Below are 24,484 nucleotides of genomic sequence, written 5' to 3'. Positions count from 1 at the left end.
GATGAACCGGTATGGAGCAGACGACGAAAAACGAGCGTCGTCAAACGAAATTATTGTTGGATGTTGCGCAGCCAGTGAACGTGGCCGAAAAGAGACAGTTGTCGAATGTCGCGCGACTTCTGCTACCACGCGCGGCGGAAGGACGTTTAAACCGAGATGACGACGATCGAGAGTGGCGAGCCCGAGGACGGCGACCTGGTAGCAGCGGACGGCAAGCTGCCCGTGCCCGACCATGTGGCGGCGGCGATCCGCACGCTGATCGAGTGGGCGGGCGACGATCCCACGCGCGAGGGACTGGTCGATACGCCGAAGCGCGTCGCGCGCGCGTGGAAGGAATATTGCAGCGGTTACAGCGAGGACCCGGGCGTCCACCTGTCGCGCGTGTTCGAGGAGGTCGGCGGCTACGACGAGATCGTGCTGCTGAAGGACATCCCGTTCCAGTCGCACTGCGAGCATCACATGGCGCCGATCATCGGGCGCGCGCACATCGCCTATCTGCCCAAAGACCACGTCGTCGGCATCTCCAAGCTGGCGCGCGTGCTGCACGGCTTCGCGCGGCGATTGCAGGTGCAGGAGCGGCTGACCGCCGAGGTGGCCGACTGCATCTGGAATGGGTTGCGTCCGCAAGGTGTCGCGGTGGTGATCGAGGCGAGCCACGCGTGCATGACCGCGCGCGGGGTGCGCACGCCCGGCGTCGCGATGGTGACGAGCCGGATGATGGGCGTGTTCCGCGACGACGAGCGCAGCCGCAAGGAAGTGCTGGCGCTGATGGGGCTGGGTTGAGCGATCCCATGCGCGTGCTGGTCACTGGTGGTGCGAAGCGGCTGGGCGCCACGATCGCGCGCGCGGTCGCGGGTGCGGGGCACGGGGTAGTGATCCACTACGGCACGTCGCGCGACGAAGCGGAGGCGCTGGCGTCCGAGCTCGGCGGCAGTGCGATCGGCGGCGATCTGGCCGACACCGCGGCGCTGCCCGACCTGTTCGCGCGCGCGGCGGCGGCGGGGCCGATTGACGGTCTGGTGAACAGCGCTTCGTTGTTCGAGTATGACGCGGCGGACGCACTCGACCCGGTGCTCGCGGCGCGATTGTACGCAATCAACTGCCTGGCGCCCGCGACACTGACCGCGGCATTGGCGGCGCAGGGACGCGAGGGCGCGGTGGTCAATCTGCTCGACCAGAAGCTCGCCAATCCCAACCCCGATTTCTTCTCCTACACGTTGAGCAAATACGCGCTCGGGGGGGCGACGACGATGCTGGCGCAGGCGTTCGCGCCGCGCGTGCGCGTCAATGCGGTCGCGCCCGGGCTGACGCTGCCGAGCGGCGACCAGAGCCACGCCGAGTTCGAGAAGGTCGCCAGCCGCAATCTGTTGCAGCATCCGGTCGGCGCGCGGCGGGTCGCCGAGGCGGTGCTGTTCCTGCTCGGCGCGCAGAGCACGACCGGGCAGACGTTGTTCGTCGACGCAGGCCAACGCTTCCTGGCGCGCGACCGCGACGTGATGTTCGAGGACCGCGATGCCTGACTATACCGTGATCCTCGACGACTTGGACGTGGCGATGCGGCTGGGCATCCACCCGCACGAGACGACGCCGCAGCGCGTGCGGCTGTCGGTGCACCTGCGGGTTCGTTATGCGCACCCGCCGAGTGCGGACCGGATCGAGGAAGTGCTCGACTACGACTTCGTCCGCGACGGGGTGCACGCGCTCGCCACGGGGCCGGGCTTCGCGTTGCAGGAAACGCTGGTCGAGGCGGTCGCGTCGCTGTGCCTGGCGGACGCGCGCGTGCGCGAGGTGCGGGTGCGCTCGACCAAGCTCGACATCTACCCCGACGCGACCGTCGGGTGCGAGATCGTCCGCACGCGCGACTGAGCGTCAGGCGGGCTTGGGCTTCGGCTCGCGCATGCGGATCAGGCCTTCCTGCGCGACGCTCGCCACCAGCCGACCGTCCTGCGTGAAGATCTGCCCGCGGTTGAACCCGCGCGCGTGACCCGCCCAGGTGCTGTCGGTCGCGTAGAGCAGCCACTCGTCGGCGCGGAACGGTTCGTGGAGCCAGAGCGCGTGATCGAGGCTCGCGCTTTGTAGACCGGGTGAGGTCCAGTTGATCCCGTGCGGCAGCATCGAGGTGCCGAGCAGCGCCATGTCGCTGGCATAGGCGAGCACCGCGCGGTGCACCGCGGCGTCGTCACCGATCGGGGCGCAAATGCGAAACCAGCTGTGCTGCACCGGGTCGGTCGGCTGCGGCTTGAACCACTTGCGCGGGTAGACCGGCCGAATCTCGACCGGGCGCGGGCGGGTCAGATTGGCGCGGAAGCGTTCGTCGACGTGGACGCTCTCGCGCGCGCGGATCGCAGCCTCGCTTTCCAGCGTCTCGGGGGCGGGCACCTGGGGCATCTGCGCCTGGTGATGATATCCTTCCTCCGGCACCTGGAACGAGGTGGCCATGTTGAGGATCGGCTGTCCGCGCTGCATCGCGATGACGCGGCGGGTGGCGAAGCTGCGCCCCTCGAAATCGCGCACGACACGGTAGATGATCGGGTGCTGCTCGTCGCCCGCTCGCATAAAATAAGCGTGGAGCGAGTGCGCGATCTTGGGCGCGTCGGTCGAGCGCTGCGCCGCCTGCAATGCCTGCGCGATCACCTGCCCGCCGAACACGCGCCCGACGCCACCGCGCGAGCGACGCCCGCGGTACAGGTCGGTGTCGATCTCCTCAACGTCGAGCAGGTCGACGAGGTCCGCGGCGAGTTCGGTCGGGGAGGGGGGCGCTTGGTCGGTCATCTTATCCTCGCCAGAATGGATAAGGGGACCGCCGGCCGAAGGTCGGTGGTGGAGGAGGATCGCCACCTGCGATCCGCCCGTGCTCCCCCTCCACCATGCTGCGCATGGTCCCCCTCCCCGTGCCGGGGAGGATAGTGGCTCGTCAATAGCCCGCCGCGCGCGCGAGCTGGTCGGCGTGGAAGTTGGCGTCGCCGAATATCTCGGCCAGCACGCGCCCGCGCTTCATGTAGAAGCCGATGTCATACTCGTCGGTCATGCCGATGCCGCCGTGCATCTGTACGCCCTCCTGCACCGCCAGGGTGGTCGCGATGCCGGTCATCGCCTTGGCGACCGACACCGCCGCTTCTGCGCGGTTGTCGCCCAGATCGAGCAACTGCTGCGCCTTCAGCACCGCGGCGCGCGCGACTTCCATCTCGGAATAGAGATGCGCTGCGCGGTGCTGGAGCGCCTGGTAGCTGCCGATCACGGTCCCGAACTGCTTGCGCTCCTTGAGGTAGCCGAGCGTCATATCCATCGCGCCGCCGCCGACGCCGAGCATCTCCGCCGCGGCGCCGGTGCGGCCCGCGCGCAGCAGCCGGCCGAGCGGGTCACGGCCAGCGTCGACCTCGCCGATCACCGCGTCGGCGTCGACCTCCACTCCGTCGAACTCGATGCGCGCGGCGAGGCTGGCGTCGGTCAGCCGCTCTGCACGCGCGGACAGATTGGCTGCGTCGCGCGGCACCGCGAACAGCGTCACGCCGTCCTCGTCCTCCGCCGATCCGGCGGTGCGCGCGGCGACGATCAGCAGGTCGGCGACGTGGCCATGAGTCACGAACTGCTTGGCGCCGGTCAGCTTGAAGCCGTTGCCCGAACGCTCGGCCTTCATGCCGACGGCATTGCGATGTTTCGCGCCCTCGTCGATCGCGAGACCGACGACCGTGTCGCCCGCGATGATGCCGGGGAACCAGCGTTCGGCCTGGGCGCTGCCCTTCAATGCCTCGACCGCCGCGACCGCGGTCGACAGAAACGGCGAGGGCGACAGGTTGCGCCCGATTTCCTCCAGCACCACGCCAGCCTCGACATGGCCGAGCCCGAGGCCGCCCTGATCCTCGCCGATCAGCATGCCGGTGAAGCCCATTTCTGCGAACTGCTTCCACAGGTCGCGGCTGAACCCGGTCTGGTCATCGGCGTCGCGGAGCGCGCGCATGTGGCTGACGGGGGCGTGCTCGGCGACGAAGTCCTTGGCGGTGTCGCGCAGCATCGTTTGTTCGTCGTTCAGGAAAAGCGGCATTGTCTAACTCCCTCTCCCTTACGGGGAGAGGGTCGGGGTGAGGGACGCCTCACGCACCGACCCTGATTTGTTGTGTTTGAACGGGGCAGCCCTCACTCCGCAGGGGAGAGGGCTTTAGATCACGCGCCCGGCAGTTCCAGGATGCGCTTGGCGATGATGTTGAGCTGGATCTCGCTGGTCCCGCCCTCGATCGAGTTCGCCTTGGTGCGCAGCCACGCGCGCGCGTGGTGACCGCCGCGGCTGGCCTCGCTCTCCCATTCGAGCTCATCCGATCCGCCCGCCGCCATCATCAATTCGTGGCGGCTCTTGTTCAGCTCGGTGCCGTAGTATTTCATCATGCTCGGCTGCGCGGGGTGCGCGCGGCCGGCCTTCAACTCGTCGATGAAGCGCTCGCTCTGCGCGGTGAAGGCGCGGGCGCGGACCTCGAACATGGCGATCTGCGCGCGCAGCAGCGGGTCGGCGAGGCGACCGTCGTGATCGAGCCCGATCGTCGCCAGCGCGCCCTCGATCAGCGGGTTCTTGCCACCCGCACCCAAGCCCATGCCTGAGATCATCTCGCGCTCATGGCCCAGCAGGTACTTGGCAACCTCCCAGCCGCGGTTGAGTTCGCCGACGAGGTTCTCTTTCGGGACCTCGACATTGTCGAAGAAGGTCTCGCAGAAGGGCGAGTAGCCGCTGATCAGCAGGATCGGCTTGGTCGAGACGCCGGGCGTGCGCATGTCGAACAGCACGAAGCTGATCCCGCCCTGCTTGGTCGTCTTGTCGGTGCGCACCAGGCAGAAGATCCAGTCGGCCTTGTCGGCGTAGCTGGTCCATACCTTTTGCCCGTTGACGAGGAAGTGGTCGCCCTTGTCCTCGGCGCTGGTCGCGAGGCTGGCGAGGTCGGACCCGGCGTTGGGCTCCGAATAGCCCTGGCACCAGCGGATTTCGCCGCGCGCGATCTCGGGCAGGAAGCGCTTCTTCTGTTCCTCTGTGCCGTATTTAAGCAGCGCCGGCCCAAGCATCGAGATACCGAACGAGTAGAGCGGATTGCGTGCGCGGATGCGGGCCATTTCCTCGCGCAGCACCTTGGTCTCGGCCGCCGACAGCCCGCCGCCGCCGTATTCCTTGGGCCAGTCGGGGACGGTCCAGCCGCGCGCGCCCATGCGATCCATCCACGTCTTCTGCGCGGGCGTCATGTCGCTCTGGTCGCGCCCGCCCCAGGCGGTGTCCTTGTCCGAGCGGATCGGCTCGCGCATCCCGGGCGGGCAATTCTCCTCCAGCCACGCGCGTGTTTCTGTGCGGAAGGTGTCGAGGTCGGTCATGTGCGGCTCCTGACGAGGTCGTGCGCGACGCGCGCGACCGCGATGGCGTGATGGTCGGCGTAAAGGTCTGCGATCACCTGCGCGCCGATCGGCAGGCCGTCGGCATCGTGCCCGATCGGCACACTGGTGGCAGGCAGCATCGGCAGGGTGGCGAGTCCGGCCCAGGCGAACTGGTGGAAGAATTGCGTGTCGGCGCCGTTCACGTCGAGCCGCCGCTGGGCGAGCGGCGTGTCGTCGTGCGGGAAGGCGGTGGTGCCGAGCGTCGGCGCGATCACCGCGTCGTAATCCTCGAACAATCGCCGCCACTGGCGTTGGATGCGTGCCTGCTCGTCGTGGAGGTGCAGCCACGTGTCGACCGACACCGTCGGGCGGCTGTCGGGCGGGCCACGCCTGGACATCGCGATGTTGAGCATGTTCCAGTAGGCGTCGTGCTGCCGCGCGAGATCGGGCAGCAGCTCGCTCGCGCGGTCTACGCGCGCGCCGGCCTGCTCCAGCGCGGTGCCGAGCGACTCAAGGCTCGCGACGATCGCGTCCTGCGCGGTTGCGAGCGGGTGGGTGGTCAGCAGCAGGACGCGCAGGTCGCCCGCGCTTCGCACCATCGAGGGCTTGAGCGGGTGGTCGGCGACCACGTCGAGCGCGGCATCGAGGTCGTCGGGGTGCCGTGCGAGCGGGCCGATGACGGACAGGACGCTGCGCGCGCCATCGGTGCCTGGGTGGAAGTGGCCGTCGGTCGGCAGAACGCCCCAGGTCGGCTTGTGCCCCCACACGCCGTTGAAGGCCGCGGGCACGCGGATCGACCCGCCGATGTCGGAACCGAACTCGAGCGGCACCATCCCGCTGGCGAGTGCGACCGCCGAGCCGCCCGATGACCCGCCGGCGCTGCGGTCGGGGTTCACCGCGTTCAGCGTGCGGCCGTAGACCGGGTTGTTCGACTGCAAGTCGGAGAGCGCGGGCGGCACGTTGGTCTTGCCGAGCAGGATCGCGCCCGCCGCCTTCAACCGTTTTACCGCGACCGCGTCGGCTTGCGCCACGAAGTCGCGATGCTCCTCGAATCCGAACGTCGTCGGCAGTCCGGCGACGTCGAAACTCTCCTTGATCGTCATCGGCACGCCGAGCAGGGGCGCGTCGAAGCCCTCCGCGATCCGCCGGTCGAGCGCGGCGGCGGCAGCGCGCGCGCGATCGAAGTCGCGCACGACGACGGCGTTCAGCGCGCCGTCCCGCGCCTCGATTCGCCCGATCGCGGCGTCGGTTTCGGCGAGCGCGGTGGTCTCGTGCGCGCGGATCGCAGCGGCGGTGACGAGGCCGGAGCGTTCAGCCATCATATCCTCCCCAGAATGGGGAGGGGGACCAGCCGCAGGCTGGTGGAGGGGGCGTCCAACGCGATCCGCAAGCGGCGAACCCCCTCCACCACCACGCTGCGCGCGGCGGTCCCCCTCCCCACGAGTGGGGAGGATATGTTGCGCTCCGCCCTCACTTGATCGTGCCGGCCTTGAGCGTATCCGCCACCTTGAAGCCGTGCTTCTCGAGCCCCGCGACGACCTTGTCGTAGCCTTCGCTCTGCGCCCAGAACATCGGGCCACCGCGATAGACGGGCCAGCCGTAGCCGTAGATCCATACCACATCGACGTCGGACCCGCGCTGCGCCTTGCCTTCCTCCAGGATCAGCGCGCCTTCGTTCACCATCGGGTAGAGCGTGCGCTCGACGATCTCCTGGTCGGTGATCTCGCGCTTGGGCATGTTCGAGCGGCTGCGGAAATCCTCGATGATCTCGGCGACGCGCGGGGAGGGGGTGGGGTTACGCTTCTCGTCGTAATCGTAATAGCCCGCCTGCTTCTTCTGCCCCCAGCGCCCTTCGGCGGCGAGCGCGTCGCGGATGCTCTCGATCCGGTTGGGATCGCGGTGCCAGCCGATGTCGACGCCGGCGAGGTCGCTCATCTGGAACGGCCCCATCGGCATGCCGAACTCGGTGTGGACGCGGTCGATCTGCTCCGGCGTCGCGCCCTCCATCAGCAGCTTGTTCGCCTCGACCTGCCGCGGCATCAGCATGCGGTTGCCAATGAAGCCGTGCGTGACGCCCGCGACCACCGCGACCTTCCTGATCTTCTTCGCCAGCGCCATCGCGGTCGCGAGCACGTCGTCCGCGGTCTTCGCGCCGCGCACAATCTCCAAGAGCTTCATGACGTTGGCGGGCGAGAAGAAGTGCATGCCGAGCACGTCCTCAGGTCGGCTGGTCGAGGCGGCGATCTCGTCGATGTCGAGGTAGCTGGTGTTCGACGCCAGGATCGCGCCGGGTTTGGCGATCTTGTCCAGCTTGCCGAAGATCTCCTTCTTGACCTCCATGTTCTCGTACACCGCCTCGATGATGAGGTCGCAGTCGGCGAGGTCTTCGAGGTTGAGCGTCGGCTTGAGCAGCCCCATCGCCTGCTCGGGCGCGTCGGGCTTGATCCTGCCCTTCGCCGCCGACGCCTCGTAATTCTTGCGCATCACGCCGGTGCCGCGGTCGAGTGCCTCCTTCTGCATCTCGACGATCGTCACCGCAATGCCGGCCGACAGAAAGTTCATGCTGATCCCGCCGCCCATCGTGCCCGCGCCGATCACGCCGACGCGGTTGATCGGGCGCAGCGTGATGTCGGACGCGATGCCGTCGATCTTCGCGGCCTGACGTTCGGCGAAGAAGATGTGGCGCTGCGCGGCGGACTGCGTGCCCGTCATCAGCTTCATGAACTGCTCGCGCTCGAACTGGAGCCCTTCGTCGAACGGCTTCTCGGTCGCCGCCACCACGCAGGCGACGCAGGCGGCAGGGGCGTCGAAGCCACGCATTTTGCGACCGTTGGCTTGTCTGAACGCCTCAACCGCCTCGGGGTCGGGCGCGACCTCGCGATCGCGCACGCGCGGGATCGGGCGCTTGTCCGCGATCTCGCGCGCGAAGGCGATCGCGTCGGCTTCCAGACTGTCTTCACCGACGACCTTGTCGACGAGGCCAATCTCCGCGGCTTTCTTCGCCGACACGGGATCGCCCAGCGCGATCATCTCGAGCGCCGCCTTGACCCCGACGACGCGCGGCAGCCGCTGCGTGCCGCCGGCACCGGGGAGCAGGCCGAGCTTGACCTCGGGCAGCCCGACCTTGGCCGAAGGCACCGCGACGCGGTACTGGCACGCGAGCGCGACCTCGCACCCGCCGCCGAGCGCGGTGCCGTGGATCGCGGCGACGATCGGCTTGCTGCTGGCGTCGATCATGTCGATCACCTCGTGCAGCCCGATCCCCTGCATCGGCTTGCCGAATTCGGTGATGTCAGCGCCCGCGAAGAAGGTGCGGCCGTCGCAGCGCAGCACCATTGCGGTGATCGACGCGTCCGCGACGCCTTCCTTGACCCCGGCCTCGAGCCCGCCCCGCACCGCGGCGCCGAGCGCGTTGACCGGCGGCGAATCGGAGATGATGACGAGCACGTCGCCGTGGCGTTCGGTACGGACGGGATTCTGCACGGGCGAGGTCATGTGAGGCGATACTCCGAGAGGATTGGGGAAGCCGCGACAACGCGGCGGGAAGGGGATCAGGTCATCGCGGCGTAGATCATCGTCTTCAACTCGCGCCGGATCGGATACAGGCTCGACGGACTCAGCTGCGTCATGAAGACCATGTTGATGCGCTCGACCGGATCGATGAAGAATGCGGTCGAGAACATGCCGCCCCAGTAATATTCGCCGACGCTGCCCGGCATCATCGAGCGTGCGACATCGATCGTCACCGCGAAGCCGAGTCCGAATCCGGTCCCTGCGTTCTGCGTCTCGCTGAACAGCGACTTCGACATGACCGACAGGTCCGCCTTGCCGGGCAGGTGGTTGATCGTCATCAGCTCGATCGTCTTGCGCCCGAGGATGCGGGTGCCGTCCAGCACGCCGCCGTTCAGGCACATGGTACAGAAACGGTGATAGTCGAGCGCGGTCGAGACGAGCCCGCCGCCGCCCGACACCAGCCGCGGCATCCGGCTCCACGCGCTGGCCGCGCCGCGATCGTAGAGCTGGCGACCTTTTCCGGGCACGAAGGTGTAACAATCGGTCAGTCGGTCGATCTTGTCCTCGGGCACCGCGAAGAAGGTGTCTTGCATCCCGAGCGGCTGGAAGATGCGCTCTGCGAAGAAGCGGTCGAGCGGCATGCCCGAGACCCGCTGCACCACGGCGCCGAGCACATCGGTCGCGACCGAGTAGTTCCACTGCGTGCCGGGCGAGAATTCGAGCGGCAGCTTGCCCAGTTCGGCGACGAAGCCATCGAGGTCGTGTCCGCCGTGCCAGTTCTCCAGCTTCAGCTCGCGGTGCGCGGCATCGATGTTGGAGCGGTTCTGGAACCCGTAGGTGAAGCCCGCGGTATGGCGCAGCAGGTCGACCATCCGCATCGGCTCGTCCGTGGCACGCGTCGCGAACGGCACGCCCGCGCCGCCGCCCGCGTAGACGCCGACATTCTTCAACTCGGGCAGCACGTGGTGGACCGGGGTGTCGAGCGCGACACGGCCTTCCTCCACCAGCATCATGAACGCGACCGAGGTGACCGGCTTGGTCATGGAGGCGATGCGGAACAGCGAGGCCTCGGTGATCGCCGCATCCTCGCCCTCGCGGGCCGAGCCCTGCGACGACAGGTGCACGACCTCACCCTCGCGCGCGACGAGCAACTGCGCGTGCGGCAGCAGGCCGGTGTCGAGGTAGCGCGCCTTCACGAAGCGGTCGATCGCGGCGAGGCGTCCGGCGTCGAACCCGAGATCGGCGGGTCTGGCGTTTGTCATGTCCGCGTCCGTACCCCTGCTTCGAAGAATGATTGCTTCCTACGCCTTGAGCGTGGCGCAAATCAACTCTAACCTCGTTCCCAAGCGAACCCGATGTTCAAGATTCGGGTCGACCTGAGCAGCGGAGACGACGCGTGGCGACACAGGCTATGGCAGATGCGGGCAAGTGGCCGGCAATGACGCTGGATGCGGTGGAGCGCGCGCTGTGCGCGCCGGGCGCCCGCTTCGAGATGGAGACGATCGACATCCGCGGCGTGCCGACTCGCGTGTGGAAGAACGCGCCGCCGCATATGGGTGCGTTGGTGGCGCTGTCGCGCACGCATGGCGAGCGGCTGGCGACGATCTACGAGGACGAGCGCGTCACTTATGAGGCGCAGTTTCGCGCGATCGCGGCACTGGCCGAGGTGTACCGCGCGCACGGCGTGAAGAAGGGAGATCGCGTCGCGCTCGCAATGCGCAACCTGCCCGAATGGCCCGTCGCGTTTTTCGCCGCGACTGTGATCGGTGCGATCGCAGTGCCGCTAAACGCGTGGTGGTCCGGGGACGAGCTCGCCTACGGGTTGAACGATTCGGGCGCCAGGCTGCTGGTGTGCGATGCCGAGCGCTGGGATCGGATCGTGCCGCACCTTTCCGAGTTGCCCGACTTGGCGCAGGTGCTGGTCAGCCGCGCGACCGCGCCACTGTCGCCGCCCGCGACCCGGCTGGAGGACGCGATCGGTATCCCGAACGACTGGCACACGCTGCCCGATCGCGCGCTGCCCGACGCAGGGTTGTTGCCCGACGACGATGCGACGATCCTCTACACCAGCGGCACGACCGGCAAGCCGAAGGGCGCGCTCGGCACGCATCGCAATTTCATGACCAACATCATGTCAACGGGCTTTTCGGGCGCACGGATGCTGCTGCGTCGCGGCGACCCGATCCCCGCGCCGCAGCCGCGCGTCGGGCTGACCGTCATTCCGCTGTTCCACGCCACTGCGCTGTCGGCTGGGTTGATGGGCGCGATGGCTGCGGGACACACCAGTATCTACATGCGCAAGTTCGAGGCGCTGCGCGCGTTCGAGATCATCGAGCGCGAGAAGGTCAATTCGACCGGTGGCGTGCCGACGATCGCGTGGCAGTTGCTGGAGCATCCCGACCGGCACAAATACGATCTCTCCAGCCTGGAGGCGGTCGGCTACGGCGGCGCGCCCTCCGCGCCCGAACTGGTACGCAAGATCGCGGGCGAGATGAAGGCGATCCCGACCAACGGCTGGGGCATGACCGAGACGACCGCGACCGTCACCACCCACGGCGCGGAGGACTACATCCACCGACCCGAGAGCTGCGGGCCACCTGTCGCGGTCGCCGACCTGAAGATCATGGACGCGGACGGCACGACCGAGCTGCCGGTCGGCGAGGTCGGCGAATTGTGGGCGCGCGGGCCGATGATCGTGAAGGGTTATTGGAACAAGCCGGAGGCGACCGCGGCGACCTTCGTCGACGGCTGGGTCCGCACCGGCGACCTCGCGCGCCTGGACGAGGAGGGGTTCTGCTTCATCCTCGACCGCGCCAAGGACATGATCATCCGCGGGGGCGAGAACATCTACTCGACCGAAATCGAGAATGTGCTCTACGACCATCCGGCGGTTACCGACTGCGCGCTGATCGGGCTGCCGCATCGTATCCTAGGCGAGGAGCCTGCCGCGGTGGTCCATCTGGGGCCGGGCGCGAGCGCGACCGAGGCGGAGTTGCAGGCGTGGGTGCGCGCGCGGCTGGCGGCGTTCAAGGTGCCGGTCGCGATCCGCTTCGTGCCCGAGACGCTGCCCAGGAATGCGAACGGCAAGATCCTCAAGCGCGACCTGAAGGGCTTGTTCGAGGATCGCGCCGCCGCGTAAGGAACGGCGAACGGATCGTAAGGAAAACAATCTTGGGGGTCACCGACGATTTCCTGCGCGAGCGCGGGCGGGGTTTGCTGAGCCATGACGAGATCGCGGTGCTGGAAGGCGCGATCGACCGCGTCGAGACGTTCCCGGCGCGCACCGCGATCACGCGTCGCGGCGACCGCGTGCGCGAGAGCACGCTGCTGATCGAGGGGGCGATGTGCCGCTATCTCGACGCCCGCGACGGCTTCCGCCAGTTACTCGCCTATCACGTGCCGGGCGATTTCGTCGACATGCACGGCTACACGCTCCACCGGCTCGATCACGATGTCGCGACGATCGTCGAGTCGCGCGTCGCGATGGTCCCGCACGACCGGATCGACGCCATCATGCGCGACGCGCCGCGCCTGGCAAAGATGCTGTGGCGCTCGACATTGCTCGACGCGGCGATGCACCGTGAGTGGATCTTTCGGCTCGGGCGGCTCGATGCCGCGGGGCGGATCGCGCATTTCGTGTGCGAGGTGCAGGCGCGGATGGAGGCGATCGGCCGCGTCAAGGACGGCGCCTTCGCGCTGCCGCTGACGCAGCAGGACATCGGCGAGGCGTGCGGGCTGACCAGCGTCCACGTCAACCGCACGCTCCGCCGCCTGCGCGAGGAAGGGGTGGCCGACATCGGACGAGGCGAGGCGAGGATCGCGGATCCGCGACAGCTCGCCCGGATCGGCGAGTTCGATGCCGATTACCTGTACCTGGACGACGGCCCGTGGGGTGACACCGACGATTGATCGCGCCCGCGCCGCGTCGGGGATATTCGCGGGCGATAAATGGCGGTACGCGTGGGGAACATGGCTGACCTTCCCGATCCTGTCGTCGCCTCTGCTGCTACCCCGACCGGCCCGGCCGAACCCACGCCCCCGGGCGTGTTCGGGCTGCCCCCGGCGCCGGGCGAGGACGCGCGTATCGCGCAGCGGCGCGACCGCCTGCTCGCGTCGCTGACGCTGACGGCCGGCGTCGGCCTGATGGTCGGATTGCCGTTCGCGCTGAAATCCGGGTCGGAGTTCTTTCTGCCGACGACGGTGGCGCTGGTGGTCTCGCTCGCGCTGATCCCGCTGCTGCAATGGCTCGAGCGGCGGCGGCTGCCGTCGCCGATCGCGGCGCTGCTGTGCGTGATCCTGTTCCTCGTCGCCGCCAACATCGCGATCGCCGCGATCGTCGTGCCCGCGACCGATTTCTTCCGCCTGCTGCCGTCGCGGATCGGGCGCATCCAGTCGAACCTGCAGCCGCTGCTCGATATCTATTCCAACCTCGAGCATTATGTGAACCGCACGCTGCGCCAGGTCGCATCGTCGCCGGTACGCCCGTCGCCCAGCGCCGCGGTGTCGCCGCCCAGCTCGATCGTCGAACTCGCCGCGACCAGCGCGCCGGCGTTCATCGTGCAGGTGTTCTACGCCATCCTGGTCGCGTATTTCTTCCTCAGCGGCTGGACACGGCTGCGCCAGCGGATGATCACCGAGCGGTCGAGCTTCGGCGGCGCGATGGCGACCGCGCGCGTGCTGCAGGACGTGGTCGACGACGTGTCGTCGTACCTGGGCACGATCACCGCGATCAACATCGCGCTCGGCGCGATCATCGCGACCGCGCTGTACCTGATCGGCATGCCGTTTCCGCTGATGTGGGGCGGCATCGTCGTGCTGTTGAACTACATCCCCTATTTCGGACCCGTCATCGCCGCGCTGCTGCTTGCCGTCGGCGGGTTGATGACGTTCAACGACATCTGGACCGCGCTGACCGCGCCCGCGATCATGTACGGCACGCATTTGATCGAGGCGAATGTGGTGACGCCGCTGATTGTTGGTCACCGGCTGACGATCAACCCGGTGCTGATCCTAATCTCGATTAGCTTCTGGGGCTGGGTCTGGGGCACGGCGGGCGCGCTGCTGGCGGTGCCGATCCTGATCATCGTGCAGACGGTGATCGGTGCCGCGGGGCGCCCCGACATCACCGGTTTCCTGTTCGAGCACGGGACGCTCGTGCGCGGGCGCGACCGCGAGGCGAAAAACTACGAAGGCGATACGCGTTCCGGTTGACAGGGGGGCGGGCGCCGCCTAGCAGCCGCGCCTCACGCTTCTACAAGCGGGTGTAGCTCAGTTGGTTAGAGCGCCGGCCTGTCACGCCGGAGGTCGCGGGTTCGAGCCCCGTCACTCGCGCCATTCCCCGGTCGTTAAGCCGGAGCAGGAATGGCTAGAGAGGAGCGTGTTGACTTGGGGGAAGTGCCAGCCTAGTTGGCGCGCCTTCACGCTTTGCAAGCGGGTGTAGCTCAGTTGGTTAGAGCGCCGGCCTGTCACGCCGGAGGTCGCGGGTTCGAGCCCCGTCACTCGCGCCATTGCCGGCGTTTCTCAATGACAGCATCGGATCGGTCGGCGCGCTCACGCGCGCCAACGGCCCGTTTCCATCCAGCGCAGCAGCGGCTTGAGCGGCGTGATCCAGATGATCCCGGCGACGAGGTAGAAGGCGAACTGGAGCGTCCAGTGCCAGCGCCCGACCACGCCCGACAGCGACATGATGACGATTGACCAGATCGCGATCAGCGCGAGGATGGCGAGCATGCCCACGGGTTTGCGCCAGTCGGGTGTCATCGCGTGATCCATTCCTGTTCGGTGACGATCGCGTCGAGCGGCGCGTCCCACGGATCGGCGTCGATGCGGGCGACCTCCTGAACGCTCCACGCGACGCCGATGCGCTTGGCATGAGGGTATTGGGCAAAGGCGCGGTCGTAGTGGCCCGCGCCCTGTCCGACGCGGTTGAGCGCGCGGTCGAAGGCGATGAGCGGGGTTAGTACGAGTTCGGGCGCGATCGGACAGGCATCGCCGGCCGGCTGGCGCAGGCGGAACGGTCCGTCGACGAGCGCCGCGTTCTCATCCCACGGCAGAAACGTGAGCGCGGTCTGACGATCGACGACGTGGGGCAAGGCGACGCGACACCCTGCCACACGCGCCGCGGCGACGAGCGGGGCGGGGTCGGCCTCGCTGCCGATCGGCACGTAAGCGGCGACGATCATGTCGGCGCGGAACATGGCTCGCAGCGCCGCTGGTACGGCGAGTGCACGCGGTGCCGCGGCGACGAAGGCTTCGCGCGCGCGGCGCATCTCGGCGCGGAGCTGTTTCTTGTCGGTCATGCTGGGCGCCGTGGGGCAGGGCGGGTGGCGGGACCGCCGTGGTCGTTTGCCGGTATATCCACTGACGCACGGTACGTCAGGTGGGGATCGTGTACGTCGGACCAGGATCCGGGCAGGGACAACCCCCTTTGGATGATGAATAGCCTCAGGGATAAGTCTGGCTCGTACCGGGCAGAACCCGCCGCTACGTGACTTAGGGCTTCGCCGCCTCGTCCTCAAGGGCCGAGGCGAGGGTTTCGAGCCGTTCGGCGATGCGACCGAGCGCGACGTCGGCCGGCGTCTCGGGCGGGGGTGCCTCGCGCGCCTCGATCAGCGCGTCGGCGAGCATCAGTGCGGTCAGCAGGAAGGTGCGCGGCACCCCGCCGCTGCCCGCCGCGCGTTTCGCCGCGGCCCAGCGCTCGTCGATCAAGGCGCCCGCCTGCATCAGCCGTGCCTCGCCGCCGTCGCGGCACGCGACCTCGTAGGAGAGGTCGCCGATCCTGAGCGTGACCATCGCCATTATTCCGCCCCCTCGCGCGCCATCACCGCGTCGAGTGCGGCGACTGCCTCCGCCATGCGCGATTTCAGCGCGGCGTGACGTTCCGCCACGGCCTCGGCCGCGACGCGGCGGCGCGCAATCGCCGCTTCGATTCGTTCGATCGCCTGTTCGATGCGCGCGAGTGCCGGATGATCCATGACGCCAAGCGATAGGCAGGCGTCGTCGCACGGGCAAGACGCTGGTTTTCGTCTCGGCGTGCGGCGCGCCGACAGGAATACGGCCGATGCGGTTGACGCATGCCCCGCTTGCCCGGCAAAGGCCGCTGCAATTGCGAACAACCGGGTGAGGGATTGAGCGATGACGAAGGTAGCGATCAACGGGTTCGGGCGGATCGGTCGCCTGGTGGCGCGCGCGTTGCTGGAGCGGAACAGCGAGCTCGAACTCGTCGCGATCAACGATCTCGCCGATGCGAAGTCGAACGCCTGGCTGTTCAGCCGCGACAGCGTTCACGGCCGCTACGACGGCACGGTCGAGGCCGAGGGCAACGACCTGGTGATCGACGGCCGCCGCATCCGCGTGACCTCCGAGCGCGACCCCGCCAATTTGCCGCACAAGGAACTGGGTGTCGACATCGTGCTCGAATGCACCGGTTTCTTCACCGACCGCGCCAGCGCGCAGAAGCACATCGACGCGGGCGCGAAGAAGGTCCTGATCTCGGCTCCGGCAAAGGGCGTCGACATCACGGTGGTCTACGGCGTCAACGACGACAAGCTGGAAGCGGGGCACACGATCGTGTCGAACGCGTCGTGCACGACCAACTGCCTGGCGCCGGTCGCGAAGGTGCTGAACGACGCGATCGGCATCGAGCGCGGGCTGATGACGACGATCCACGCCTATACGAACGACCAGAAAATCCTCGACCAGATTCACCCCGACCTGCGCCGTGCGCGGGCGGCCGCGATGAGCATGATCCCGACCACCACGGGCGCGGCGCGCGCGGTGGGTGAGGTGCTGCCCGAGTTGAAGGGCAAGCTCGACGGGTCGGCCGTGCGCGTGCCGGTGCCCGACGGCAGCCTGGTCGACCTGACCTTCACGCCCGCGCGCGACACGACGCGCGAAGAGGTGAACGAACTGCTCAAGGCCGCGGCCGACGGTCCGATGAAGGGCGTGCTGCACTTCTCCGACGAGCCGCTGGTGTCGATCGACATCGTCCACACGCCGTACTCGTCGACGGTCGACAGCCTTGAGACGGCGGTGATCGACGGCAAGCTGGTGCGCGTGGTCACGTGGTACGACAACGAATGGGGCTTCTCCAACCGCATGGTCGACACCGCCACCGCGATGGCGAACTTCGGCTGACAACCTTTCGCGCCGTCGCGGCAGCATCGCGGCGGCGCATAACCTTTACGGACAGACGATGGGTATCCTCCTCGGCATCGCGCGCCACGCTTTTCCCAAGGCGCCGATGGAACTGATCGACCGCGCGGTCGTGACGTGCGAGGAGGGCATCCACGGCGACTATCGCGGGGCGATGAAGCGCAAGCCCTACAAGCGGCAGATGACGCTGATCGAGCGCAGCGACTGGGCGGCGGCGCTGGCCGAGATCGGTGAGAGCATCGGCTGGGAGGAGCGGCGCTCCAACCTGCTGATCGACCAGTTCGACCTACCGCAGGTACCCGGCACCTTGCTGCGCATCGGCGCCGACGTGGTGCTGGAGATCACGCGCGAGACCGATCCGTGCGAGCGGATGGAGGCGCTGGCGCCGGGTTTGAAGGCGGCGCTGCTGCCCGACTGGCGCGGCGGCGCGTGTGCGATGGTGAGACAAGGCGGCGTGATCGCCGTCGGTGACCAAATCAGGATCGAGGAAACATGGACAAGTCCTTCCGAACGCTCGACGACATCAGCGATGTCCACGGCCGCCGCGTCCTCGTTCGCGAGGATCTGAACGTACCCCTGCACGACGGGCAGGTGAGCGACGACACCCGACTGCGCGCCACCGTGCCGACGATCGCGGAACTGTCCGACAAGGGCGCGATCGTGCTGATCCTGGCGCACTTCGGGCGGCCGAAGGGCGTGCCAAGCCCGGAGATGTCGCTGGCGCAGATCGTTCGCCCCTACGAGGCGGTGCTCGGCCGCGCGGTGCGCTATATCGACTGGGAGGGTGCCGAGGCGGCGATTGCGACGATGCAGCCGGGCGACGTCGGCGTGCTGGAGAATACGCGCTTCTTGGGTGGCGAAGAGAAGAACGAGCGCCAAGTCGTTGATCGCTTTGCCGCGCTGGGCGACCTCTACGTGAACGACGCCTTTTCCGCCGCGCACCGCGCACATGCTTCGACCGAGGGGCTCGCGCGCCGCTTGCCGGCGTACGCCGGGCGGCAGATGGAGGCCGAGCTCGACGCGCTGGAGAAGGCACTCGGCAACCCCGAGCATCCGGTCGCGGCGGTCGTCGGCGGCGCGAAGGTCTCGACCAAGCTCGATGTGCTCAAGCACTTGGTTGCGCGGGTCGATCACCTGATCATTGGCGGTGGAATGGCGAATACCTTCTTGGCGGCGCGCGGGGTCGACGTCGGCAAGAGCCTGTGCGAGCATGACCTGACCGCCACTGCCGAGGAGATCCTCGACGCCGCGGACAAGGCGGGCTGCACCGTCCACCTGCCGTACGATGTCGTGGTCGCGCGCGAGTTCAAGCCCAACCCGGAGACGCGCACCGTCAACGTCCACGAGGTCGCCGTCGACGAGATGATCCTCGACATCGGACCCGCCGCGGCCGAGTCGCTGGGCGACGTGCTCAAGAACTGCCGCACGCTGGTGTGGAACGGCCCGCTGGGCGCGTTCGAGACGCCGCCGTTTGATGCCGCGACGGTCGCGCTCGCGCGCACCGCCGCGGCGCTGACCAAGGAAGGGGGGCTCGTCTCGGTCGCGGGTGGGGGCGACACCGTTGCGGCGCTCAACCAGGCCGGCGTGGCGAGCGAGTTCAGCTTCGTCTCGACCGCGGGCGGCGCGTTCCTGGAGTGGATGGAGGGGCGCGAACTGCCGGGCGTCGCGGCACTCGCGCGCTAATCTCGTGAGCGCGCGGTCGGTCCGGCCGCGCTCAGCCGGCGGGGGCGGGTTCCTGCAGCAGCGGCACGATAATCTTGTTGAGCGTATCAAGGTCGAACGCGCCTGCAGTGGCGTAGCGGATGCGCCCGGCGCGATCGATGACGTAGTTCATCGGCACCGCTGACACTTCCGAATACGGACCCTTCGACCGCTTCACCGCCGGGATCGCCATCGCGGCGAACAGCGGCTTCATGCGGTAGAGCGGCAGCGAGTCTTCGGTCGTGACCGCGAAGGCGCGGAAGCCGTGCTTCTTCTGAATGTCGTAATAGCGATCGATCAGCGGTAGCTCGGCACGGCATGGCACGCACCACGTCGCCCAGAAGTTGAGTAGCACGACTTGTCCTTTCAGGTCGTCTCGCGACACCTTGCTGCCGTCCATCAGCGTGAAGGTGAAGTCGGGCGCGACCTCGCCGACCTTGGGCAAGCGCGCACTCGCCGGCGCGGCACAGAACATTGCCGCCGACGCGGCGATCAGCCAGTGTTTGATCATTGAGCAGTCCCCCCTGACGCGATGCTGCGACGGGATGCGACCGGCGTCAACGTGGCTTGCTTACGGCAACGCCGACGCGTAATGCCGTGTTTAACACGTTAAACAAGGGGTGCGCTGATGCTCGGGGTGCGGCTGGACGAGGAGCTGGAACAGCGTCTCGCCGCGGTCGCGCGCTCGCAGGGGCGCAGCAAGAGCGACATCGCGCGCGAGGCGGTGCGGCGCTACGTCGACCTGCACGACGAGGCGTTCCGGCGCGAGGCACGACGTCAGTCGCTGCGCGCGTCGCGCCGCGAGACCGAAGGCGATCACCTTTTCTGGGAAGCGGCGGAGGTGACTGATGCCGCCGACGCGGGGGGTGCCGGGTGAGCGTGCCCGAGATCAGGCACGGCGCGATCGTGATGGTGTCGCCGTTACAGGGCGAGGCCGCGCCGCGCGCCAGCGTGGTCGTGCAGGCCGATCTGTTCAACGACACGCACGCGACGATCACCCTTTGCCCACTGACCGAGATCATCGGTGGCGAGTCGCTGTTCCGCGTCGCGATCTCGCCGCAGGAACACACCGGCCTGTCTGTCGAGTGCGAGGTGCAGGTGGATCGGATCACCTCGGTCCGGCGTCATCGCATCGTCGAGGTGATCGGCCATGCATCACCGACGCGGATGGAGCAGGTCGATCAGGCGCTGCGGCGCTGGCTTACCTTATGATTACAACGAACTAGGAGCTGAACATGACCCCGATCGTCAAGAACATCCTCGACAAGTACGAGGGCACCAGCCCGGCGGTGAAGGCGAACCTGGCGCGCATCCTGATGCACGGCAAGCTGGGCGGCACCGGCAAGCTGGTGATCCTGCCGGTCGATCAGGGGTTCGAGCATGGCCCCGCGCGCTCGTTCGCAGTCAACCCGGCGGCGTACGACCCGCACTACCATTACCAGATCGCGATCGACGCCGGCCTGTCGGCCTATGCCGCGCCGCTCGGCATGCTGGAGGCGGGCGCCGACACGTTCGCGGGGCAGATCCCGACGATACTGAAGGTCAATTCGTCGAACAGCTGGGCGACCAGCATCAACCAGGCGCAGACCGGCAGCGTCGAGGACGCGCTGCGGCTCGGCTGTGCGGCGATCGGCTTCACCATCTACCCGGGTTCCGACCACATCTTCGAGATGATGGAGCAGATCCGTGCGCTGCGCGAGGAAGCTGAGGCGGCGGGTCTCGCGACGGTGATCTGGTCGTATCCGCGCGGCGGCGACATTTCGAAGGACGGCGAGCTCGCGCTCGACGTCGGCGCCTATGCCGCGCACATGGCGGCGTTGCTGGGTGCGCACATCATCAAGGTGAAGCTGCCGAGCGCGCATATCGAGCAGAAGGACGCGAAGAAGGCGTACGAGAAGCTCGATGCCTCGACCCAGGCGAAGCGCGTCGCGCACGTCGTGCAGGCGAGCTTCGCCGGGCGTCGCGTCGTGGTGTTCTCGGGCGGTGCGTCGAAGGGCGCGGACGCGGTCTATCAAGACGCGCGCGACATTCGTGACGGCGGCGGCAATGGCTCGATCATCGGGCGCAACACGTTCCAGCGCGAGCGCGGCGAGGCGCTGGAGATGCTCGCCAAGCTGATCGCGATCTACAAGAACGAGGAATAAGGCGTTGTGATCGCGGCGGCTCTGGTATGAGCCGCCACGACGAACACAGGTCGGCGTTGGCGCTTTCGTCCCGAGGGGCGAAGCGCTAGTGCGGTTCGATGGATATCGAAGACCCGCTCGGCCCGCTCGACCCCGGTTTCGCGACCGCTTTCCGGCGCGACGATCGGCGACCGGCCTGTCAATTGTACCTTGTCTCGCCATTGAACGTAAGCGGGGTATTTCCCGACCGTTTGCGCCGAGCACTGGGCGCGGGGCCGGTCGCGGCGTTTCAGTTTCGGGTCAAGGATGTCGACCAGCACGCCGCCGCGAAACTGGCCGAGCCGTTGCAGGCGATTTGCGCCGAGCACGACGTTGCCTTCATCGTCAACGACAGCGCGAGCCTGGCCAAGCGGCTGGGTGCGGACGGCGTGCACTTGGGGCAGGACGACGACGATCCGCGCGACGCGCGCGCGTTGCTCGGCCCGGACGTGCAGATCGGCGTGACGTGCCACGATAGCCGGCATCTGGCGATGGAGGCCGGTGAGGCGAATGCCGATTACGTCGCGTTCGGCGCTTTCTACCCGACCACGACCAAGGAGGTGAAGCACCGTCCCGAGCCGTCGATCCTGTCGTGGTGGTCGACGCTGTTCGAGCTGCCGAGCGTTGCGATCGGCGGGATCACGCCCCAGAATGTCGCGCCACTGGTCGCGGCGGGGGCGGACTTCGTCGCGGCGTCGGGATCGGTGTGGAACGGTGATGAAGCCGCGGCAATCAAGGCGTTCGAGGCGGCACTGGCCGACGCGCATCGGCGCTGAACACCGACGGTTCGCTTGACGGGCGGGCCGGTCCGACGTTCATAGTGACGCCATGACCCGGCTCGGCGCCATCATCCTGCTGATCATCGTCGTGGCTGTCGTCGGCTTCGCGTCGATGCTGTCGTTCGGTTCGGCGCCGGTGAGACCTGCACGGATCGAGCGCACGGCGCCTCAGGCGAGTGTCGCTCCTTCCCGGTTAAGCAGCGACGTGAACCTGAGCGTGCCGGTCGCGGGCGTCGGACGCGGTGCACTGCGCGACAGCTGGGGTGACGCGCGCGAGGGCGGCGAGCGCGGCCATCACGGCATCGACATCATGGCACCGGGTGGCACGCCGGTGATCGCGACCGCGGACGGTCAAATCGAGAAGCTGTTCGAGAGCGGGCGGGGCGGCACCACCCTTTACCAGCGATCGGCGGACGGGCGCTGGATGTATTATTACGCGCACCTGGCCGGCTATGCTTCGGGCCTGCGCGAAGGCTTGCGCGTGCGGCGTGGGCAGTTGCTCGGCTACGTCGGTGACAGCGGCAATGCGGGGGCTGGCAATTACCACCTGCATTTCGGCCTGTCGCGGATGACGTCGAGCGAGCGCTGGTGGCAGGGCGAGAGCGTCGACCCGTATCCGCTTCTTGCCCGGCCGCGCTCCGAGCGCTAAGTGGCGCGCACCGGCTTCCCGCGCGTGCGGCGAGGCCCCAGCTCTTTTCCATAGGCGAGATCCATGAAGATCAGCGGCGTGGACATCCGTCCCGGCAACATCATCGAGTATGAAGGCGGCATCTGGCGCGCCGTTAAGATCCAGCACACGCAGCCCGGCAAGGGCGGTGCGTACATGCAGGTGGAGTTGAAGAACCTGCGCGACGGGCGCAAGAACAACGTCCGCTTCCGCTCGGCGGAGTCGGTCGAGCGCGTGCGGCTCGACACCAAGGACTTCCAGTTCCTGTTCGCCGACGGTGACGGCCTCGTCTTCATGGACAAGCAGACCTACGATCAGGTGACGCTGCCGCGCGACCTGCTGGGTGATGCCGCTGCGTTCCTGCAGGACGGCATGGACGTCGTCATGGAGCTGTACGACGACGAGGCGATCAGCGTGCAGCTGCCCGACACGATCGAGGCCGAGATCGTCGAGGCCGACGCGGTAGTGAAGGGGCAGACCGCTTCGTCGAGCTACAAGCCCGCGATCCTTGACAATGGCGTGCGCGTGATGGTGCCGCCGCATATTTCGGCGGGCACGCGGATCGTGGTCGATGTTTACGAGCAAACGTATGTTCGGCGCGCCGACTGAGACGATTAGCACCTGCTGATCGCACAGTCGGCCGCCCGGCCGGCGCGCGACAAGTGCGACCGACGACGCGGGCCGCCGTTTCAGAAGCCCTCGACGAAGGGCCGGGGAGGGGCCGCCGGGGCGACCCTCTCCCCCATGCGACACCGCGTGGGGCTCCCCTCTCCCAAACCCTCTCCCCGGAGGGGCGAGGGCTTTTGTCATGCCATCCCATTCCGGCCTGTTTACGATCATCGAGCGCGCGGCGCGCAAGGCGGCGCCGCGGCTGCGTCGCGACTTCAACGAGGTTCAGCAGCTGCAGGTCAGCCGCAAGGGGCCGGCCGATTTCGTCAGCCAGGCCGATCAGCGCTGCGAGCAGACGCTGTACGAGGAATTGTCGAAGGCGCGGCCCGACTGGGGTTTCCTGATGGAGGAGCGCGGCGAGGTCGAAGGCGATCCGACCAAGCCGCGCTTCATCGTCGATCCCTTGGACGGCACGTCGAACTTCCTCCACGGTATCCCGCACTTCGCGATCTCGATCGCGGTCGAGGAGCCGCTGCCCAACGGCAAGCGCGAGATCACCACCGCGCTGACCTATCAGCCGCTGACCGACGAGAGTTTCTGGGCGGAGAAGGGGCGCGGCGCGTGGTTGCAGGACCAGCGGCTGCGCGTATCGGCGCGTCGCGAGCCTTCGGAAGCGCTGATCGCGACCGGCATCCCGTTCATGGGCCACGGCGATTTCGTGCAATGGACGCGCATCTTCGGTGCCGTAGCACCGCAGGTCGCCGGCATCCGCCGGCTGGGCGCGGCGACGCTCGACCTCGCTTGGGTCGCGGCGGGGCGCTTCGACGCTTATTGGGAGAGCGACCTGAAGCCGTGGGACGTGTCGGCCGGCGTGCTGCTGGTCAAGGAAGCGGGCGGCTTCGTCACCGACTTCCGCGGCGGTGACCGTTACATGGAGCGCAACGAATTCCTGGCGTCGAACGACAGCATGCATTCCAAGCTGCACAAGATGGTGGCGCAATCGCTACGTTGAGTTGCTGAGGTCGAACGCTTCACCCGCCGGTGCGCCGGCGGGCTGTGTTGCGATTCATTCTCACACTCCCTGCGCCTTGCCCGGTCATGCCCGGAGGCCTAAAGCGTCGGGTAATCGTTCGCACATGCGGTACGAACCCGTGCAAGCCATATTGAGAGTCTGACATTGGTCGACCTGTCGCAATATCTGCCGATCCTGATGTTCCTGGGCGTCGCGCTCATCCTGTCGTCGGCATTCGTATTTCTGCCGATGGCGGTGTCGCGGATCACCGGGTCGCACAAGCCGACCGCGGAGAAGCTGTCCGAATATGAGTGCGGCTTCCCCGCGTTCGAGGACAGCCGCAGCCAGTTCGACGTGCGTTTTTATCTCGTTGCCATTCTGTTCATCATCTTCGATCTCGAGGCGGCGTTCCTATATCCTTGGGCGGTAAGCGTTTTCTCGCTCGGATGGACGGCGTGGATCAGCATGATGGTATTTATCGCGGAGCTGGCGCTCGGGCTGGTGTACGCGTGGAAGAAAGGAGCGTTGGAGTGGGAGTAGA

At 67.6% G+C, this 24,484-nt stretch carries 28 protein-coding genes and 2 tRNA genes; 19 read left to right on the top strand and 11 right to left on the bottom strand.

What is annotated here, in order from left to right:
* The first annotated feature begins 156 nt into the window (after positions 1 to 156).
* The 3 genes from folE to BMW51_RS04040 are packed head-to-tail and all read left to right on the top strand — an operon-like array spanning position 157 to position 1,866.
* Positions 157 to 783, top strand: a complete 627-nt coding sequence (gene folE, locus BMW51_RS04050) for a GTP cyclohydrolase I FolE (RefSeq protein ID WP_093003499.1) — start codon at positions 157 to 159, stop codon at positions 781 to 783.
* Positions 784 to 791: 8 nt separating this feature from the next.
* Entirely contained in the window at positions 792 to 1,520 is a 729-nt protein-coding gene (locus tag BMW51_RS04045; protein WP_093003497.1) for an SDR family oxidoreductase, read from the top strand.
* Positions 1,513 to 1,866, top strand: a complete 354-nt coding sequence (locus tag BMW51_RS04040) for a dihydroneopterin aldolase (protein WP_093003495.1) — start codon at positions 1,513 to 1,515, stop codon at positions 1,864 to 1,866. The genes BMW51_RS04045 and BMW51_RS04040 overlap by 8 nt, the downstream gene beginning before the upstream one ends.
* A 3-nt stretch (positions 1,867 to 1,869) precedes the next feature.
* On the opposite strand, the gene BMW51_RS04035 is transcribed toward BMW51_RS04040, so the two are convergent.
* The 6 genes from BMW51_RS04035 to BMW51_RS04010 all read right to left on the bottom strand — a co-directional run bounded on the left by BMW51_RS04035 (position 1,870) and on the right by BMW51_RS04010 (position 10,121).
* Positions 1,870 to 2,772: an acyl-CoA thioesterase gene (locus BMW51_RS04035; RefSeq protein WP_093003493.1), complete on the bottom strand. Its 903-nt coding sequence runs from the start codon at positions 2,770 to 2,772 to the stop codon at positions 1,870 to 1,872.
* A 142-nt stretch (positions 2,773 to 2,914) separates the two neighbouring features.
* Positions 2,915 to 4,042 (bottom strand): acyl-CoA dehydrogenase family protein, encoded by a 1,128-nt coding sequence (locus BMW51_RS04030; RefSeq protein WP_093003491.1) that lies wholly within the window; start codon positions 4,040 to 4,042, stop codon positions 2,915 to 2,917.
* 119 nt (positions 4,043 to 4,161) lie between these two features.
* Positions 4,162 to 5,346 (bottom strand): acyl-CoA dehydrogenase family protein, encoded by a 1,185-nt coding sequence (locus BMW51_RS04025; protein ID WP_093003489.1) that lies wholly within the window; start codon positions 5,344 to 5,346, stop codon positions 4,162 to 4,164.
* Complete coding sequence (locus BMW51_RS04020) at positions 5,343 to 6,665, bottom strand: amidase family protein (RefSeq protein WP_093003487.1); 1,323 nt, start codon at positions 6,663 to 6,665, stop codon at positions 5,343 to 5,345. The genes BMW51_RS04025 and BMW51_RS04020 overlap by 4 nt, the downstream gene beginning before the upstream one ends.
* A gap of 151 nt (positions 6,666 to 6,816) precedes the next feature.
* The gene (locus BMW51_RS04015; RefSeq protein WP_177171500.1) at positions 6,817 to 8,841 is read right to left on the bottom strand and encodes a 3-hydroxyacyl-CoA dehydrogenase NAD-binding domain-containing protein; all 2,025 of its coding nucleotides are present in this window, start codon (positions 8,839 to 8,841) and stop codon (positions 6,817 to 6,819) included.
* A 56-nt stretch (positions 8,842 to 8,897) separates the two neighbouring features.
* The gene (locus tag BMW51_RS04010) at positions 8,898 to 10,121 is read right to left on the bottom strand and encodes a serine hydrolase domain-containing protein (RefSeq protein ID WP_093003485.1); all 1,224 of its coding nucleotides are present in this window, start codon (positions 10,119 to 10,121) and stop codon (positions 8,898 to 8,900) included.
* 149 nt (positions 10,122 to 10,270) lie between these two features.
* Between BMW51_RS04010 and BMW51_RS04005 the strand changes: the two genes are divergently transcribed.
* From BMW51_RS04005 to BMW51_RS03985, 5 genes are all read left to right on the top strand, one after another.
* A complete protein-coding gene (locus BMW51_RS04005; RefSeq protein WP_177171527.1) occupies positions 10,271 to 11,998 on the top strand; it encodes a class I adenylate-forming enzyme family protein in 1,728 nt (575 codons plus the stop codon).
* 32 nt (positions 11,999 to 12,030) lie between these two features.
* Positions 12,031 to 12,768: a Crp/Fnr family transcriptional regulator gene (locus BMW51_RS04000; RefSeq protein WP_093003481.1), complete on the top strand. Its 738-nt coding sequence runs from the start codon at positions 12,031 to 12,033 to the stop codon at positions 12,766 to 12,768.
* Positions 12,769 to 12,828: 60 nt separating this feature from the next.
* Entirely contained in the window at positions 12,829 to 14,070 is a 1,242-nt protein-coding gene (locus tag BMW51_RS03995) for an AI-2E family transporter (protein WP_093003891.1), read from the top strand.
* 46 nt (positions 14,071 to 14,116) lie between these two features.
* Positions 14,117 to 14,193 (top strand) — tRNA-Asp (locus tag BMW51_RS03990).
* A 96-nt stretch (positions 14,194 to 14,289) separates the two neighbouring features.
* Positions 14,290 to 14,366, top strand: a tRNA-Asp gene (locus BMW51_RS03985).
* Between the two features lie 43 nt (positions 14,367 to 14,409).
* Here the strand turns inward: BMW51_RS03985 and BMW51_RS03980 are convergent.
* From BMW51_RS03980 to BMW51_RS15995, 4 genes are all read right to left on the bottom strand, one after another.
* On the bottom strand, positions 14,410 to 14,619 hold the full coding sequence (locus BMW51_RS03980) for a DUF2842 domain-containing protein (RefSeq protein ID WP_177171499.1): 210 nt from the start codon (positions 14,617 to 14,619) through the stop codon (positions 14,410 to 14,412).
* Positions 14,616 to 15,158, bottom strand: coding sequence for a 5-formyltetrahydrofolate cyclo-ligase (locus BMW51_RS03975; protein WP_093003477.1), 543 nt, complete (start codon positions 15,156 to 15,158; stop codon positions 14,616 to 14,618). Before BMW51_RS03975 ends, BMW51_RS03980 begins: the two co-directional genes overlap by 4 nt.
* Before the next feature lie 193 nt (positions 15,159 to 15,351).
* Positions 15,352 to 15,657: a cell division protein ZapA gene (locus BMW51_RS03970; protein WP_093003475.1), complete on the bottom strand. Its 306-nt coding sequence runs from the start codon at positions 15,655 to 15,657 to the stop codon at positions 15,352 to 15,354.
* Positions 15,657 to 15,833 (bottom strand): hypothetical protein, encoded by a 177-nt coding sequence (locus tag BMW51_RS15995; protein ID WP_019516637.1) that lies wholly within the window; start codon positions 15,831 to 15,833, stop codon positions 15,657 to 15,659. The genes BMW51_RS03970 and BMW51_RS15995 overlap by 1 nt, the downstream gene beginning before the upstream one ends.
* Positions 15,834 to 15,993: 160 nt before the next feature.
* Between BMW51_RS15995 and gap the strand changes: the two genes are divergently transcribed.
* From gap to BMW51_RS03955, 3 genes are read left to right on the top strand one after another with little or no spacing between them, the layout of a single operon-like run.
* Positions 15,994 to 16,995 carry a type I glyceraldehyde-3-phosphate dehydrogenase gene (gap, locus tag BMW51_RS03965; protein WP_093003473.1) on the top strand — a complete coding sequence of 334 codons (1,002 nt, stop codon included), beginning with the start codon at positions 15,994 to 15,996 and terminating at the stop codon, positions 16,993 to 16,995.
* Between the two features lie 58 nt (positions 16,996 to 17,053).
* Positions 17,054 to 17,581: an MOSC domain-containing protein gene (locus BMW51_RS03960; protein WP_093003471.1), complete on the top strand. Its 528-nt coding sequence runs from the start codon at positions 17,054 to 17,056 to the stop codon at positions 17,579 to 17,581.
* Positions 17,506 to 18,696 (top strand): phosphoglycerate kinase, encoded by a 1,191-nt coding sequence (locus tag BMW51_RS03955; protein ID WP_093003469.1) that lies wholly within the window; start codon positions 17,506 to 17,508, stop codon positions 18,694 to 18,696. Before BMW51_RS03960 ends, BMW51_RS03955 begins: the two co-directional genes overlap by 76 nt.
* Before the next feature lie 31 nt (positions 18,697 to 18,727).
* Here the strand turns inward: BMW51_RS03955 and BMW51_RS03950 are convergent, their stop codons facing one another.
* Positions 18,728 to 19,225, bottom strand: coding sequence for a TlpA family protein disulfide reductase (locus BMW51_RS03950; protein ID WP_093003467.1), 498 nt, complete (start codon positions 19,223 to 19,225; stop codon positions 18,728 to 18,730).
* A gap of 117 nt (positions 19,226 to 19,342) precedes the next feature.
* Here BMW51_RS03950 and BMW51_RS03945 point away from each other — a divergent pair, with 117 nt between their 5' ends.
* The 8 genes from BMW51_RS03945 to ndhC all read left to right on the top strand — a co-directional run bounded on the left by BMW51_RS03945 (position 19,343) and on the right by ndhC (position 24,483).
* Positions 19,343 to 19,591 (top strand): ribbon-helix-helix protein, CopG family, encoded by a 249-nt coding sequence (locus BMW51_RS03945; RefSeq protein WP_177171498.1) that lies wholly within the window; start codon positions 19,343 to 19,345, stop codon positions 19,589 to 19,591.
* Positions 19,588 to 19,926, top strand: a complete 339-nt coding sequence (locus BMW51_RS03940) for a type II toxin-antitoxin system PemK/MazF family toxin (protein ID WP_245708260.1) — start codon at positions 19,588 to 19,590, stop codon at positions 19,924 to 19,926. The genes BMW51_RS03945 and BMW51_RS03940 overlap by 4 nt, the downstream gene beginning before the upstream one ends.
* 23 nt (positions 19,927 to 19,949) lie before the next feature.
* Positions 19,950 to 20,858, top strand: coding sequence for a class I fructose-bisphosphate aldolase (locus BMW51_RS03935; protein WP_093003465.1), 909 nt, complete (start codon positions 19,950 to 19,952; stop codon positions 20,856 to 20,858).
* A 98-nt stretch (positions 20,859 to 20,956) separates the two neighbouring features.
* Entirely contained in the window at positions 20,957 to 21,652 is a 696-nt protein-coding gene (thiE, locus tag BMW51_RS03930; RefSeq protein ID WP_093003463.1) for a thiamine phosphate synthase, read from the top strand.
* Between the two features lie 52 nt (positions 21,653 to 21,704).
* The gene (locus BMW51_RS03925; RefSeq protein ID WP_093003461.1) at positions 21,705 to 22,304 is read left to right on the top strand and encodes a M23 family metallopeptidase; all 600 of its coding nucleotides are present in this window, start codon (positions 21,705 to 21,707) and stop codon (positions 22,302 to 22,304) included.
* A 63-nt stretch (positions 22,305 to 22,367) separates the two neighbouring features.
* Complete coding sequence (gene efp, locus BMW51_RS03920; protein WP_019516627.1) at positions 22,368 to 22,931, top strand: elongation factor P; 564 nt, start codon at positions 22,368 to 22,370, stop codon at positions 22,929 to 22,931.
* A 199-nt stretch (positions 22,932 to 23,130) separates the two neighbouring features.
* Positions 23,131 to 23,943: an inositol monophosphatase family protein gene (locus BMW51_RS03915; protein WP_093003459.1), complete on the top strand. Its 813-nt coding sequence runs from the start codon at positions 23,131 to 23,133 to the stop codon at positions 23,941 to 23,943.
* A 165-nt stretch (positions 23,944 to 24,108) separates the two neighbouring features.
* On the top strand, positions 24,109 to 24,483 hold the full coding sequence (gene ndhC, locus BMW51_RS03910; protein WP_093003457.1) for an NADH-quinone oxidoreductase subunit A: 375 nt from the start codon (positions 24,109 to 24,111) through the stop codon (positions 24,481 to 24,483).
* The last annotated feature ends 1 nt before the right edge of the window (position 24,484 follow it).

Source organism: Sphingomonas palmae, from assembly GCF_900109565.1.
GTDB lineage: Bacteria > Pseudomonadota > Alphaproteobacteria > Sphingomonadales > Sphingomonadaceae > Sphingomonas > Sphingomonas palmae.
This window is presented reverse-complemented; position numbering and strand designations above follow the sequence as displayed.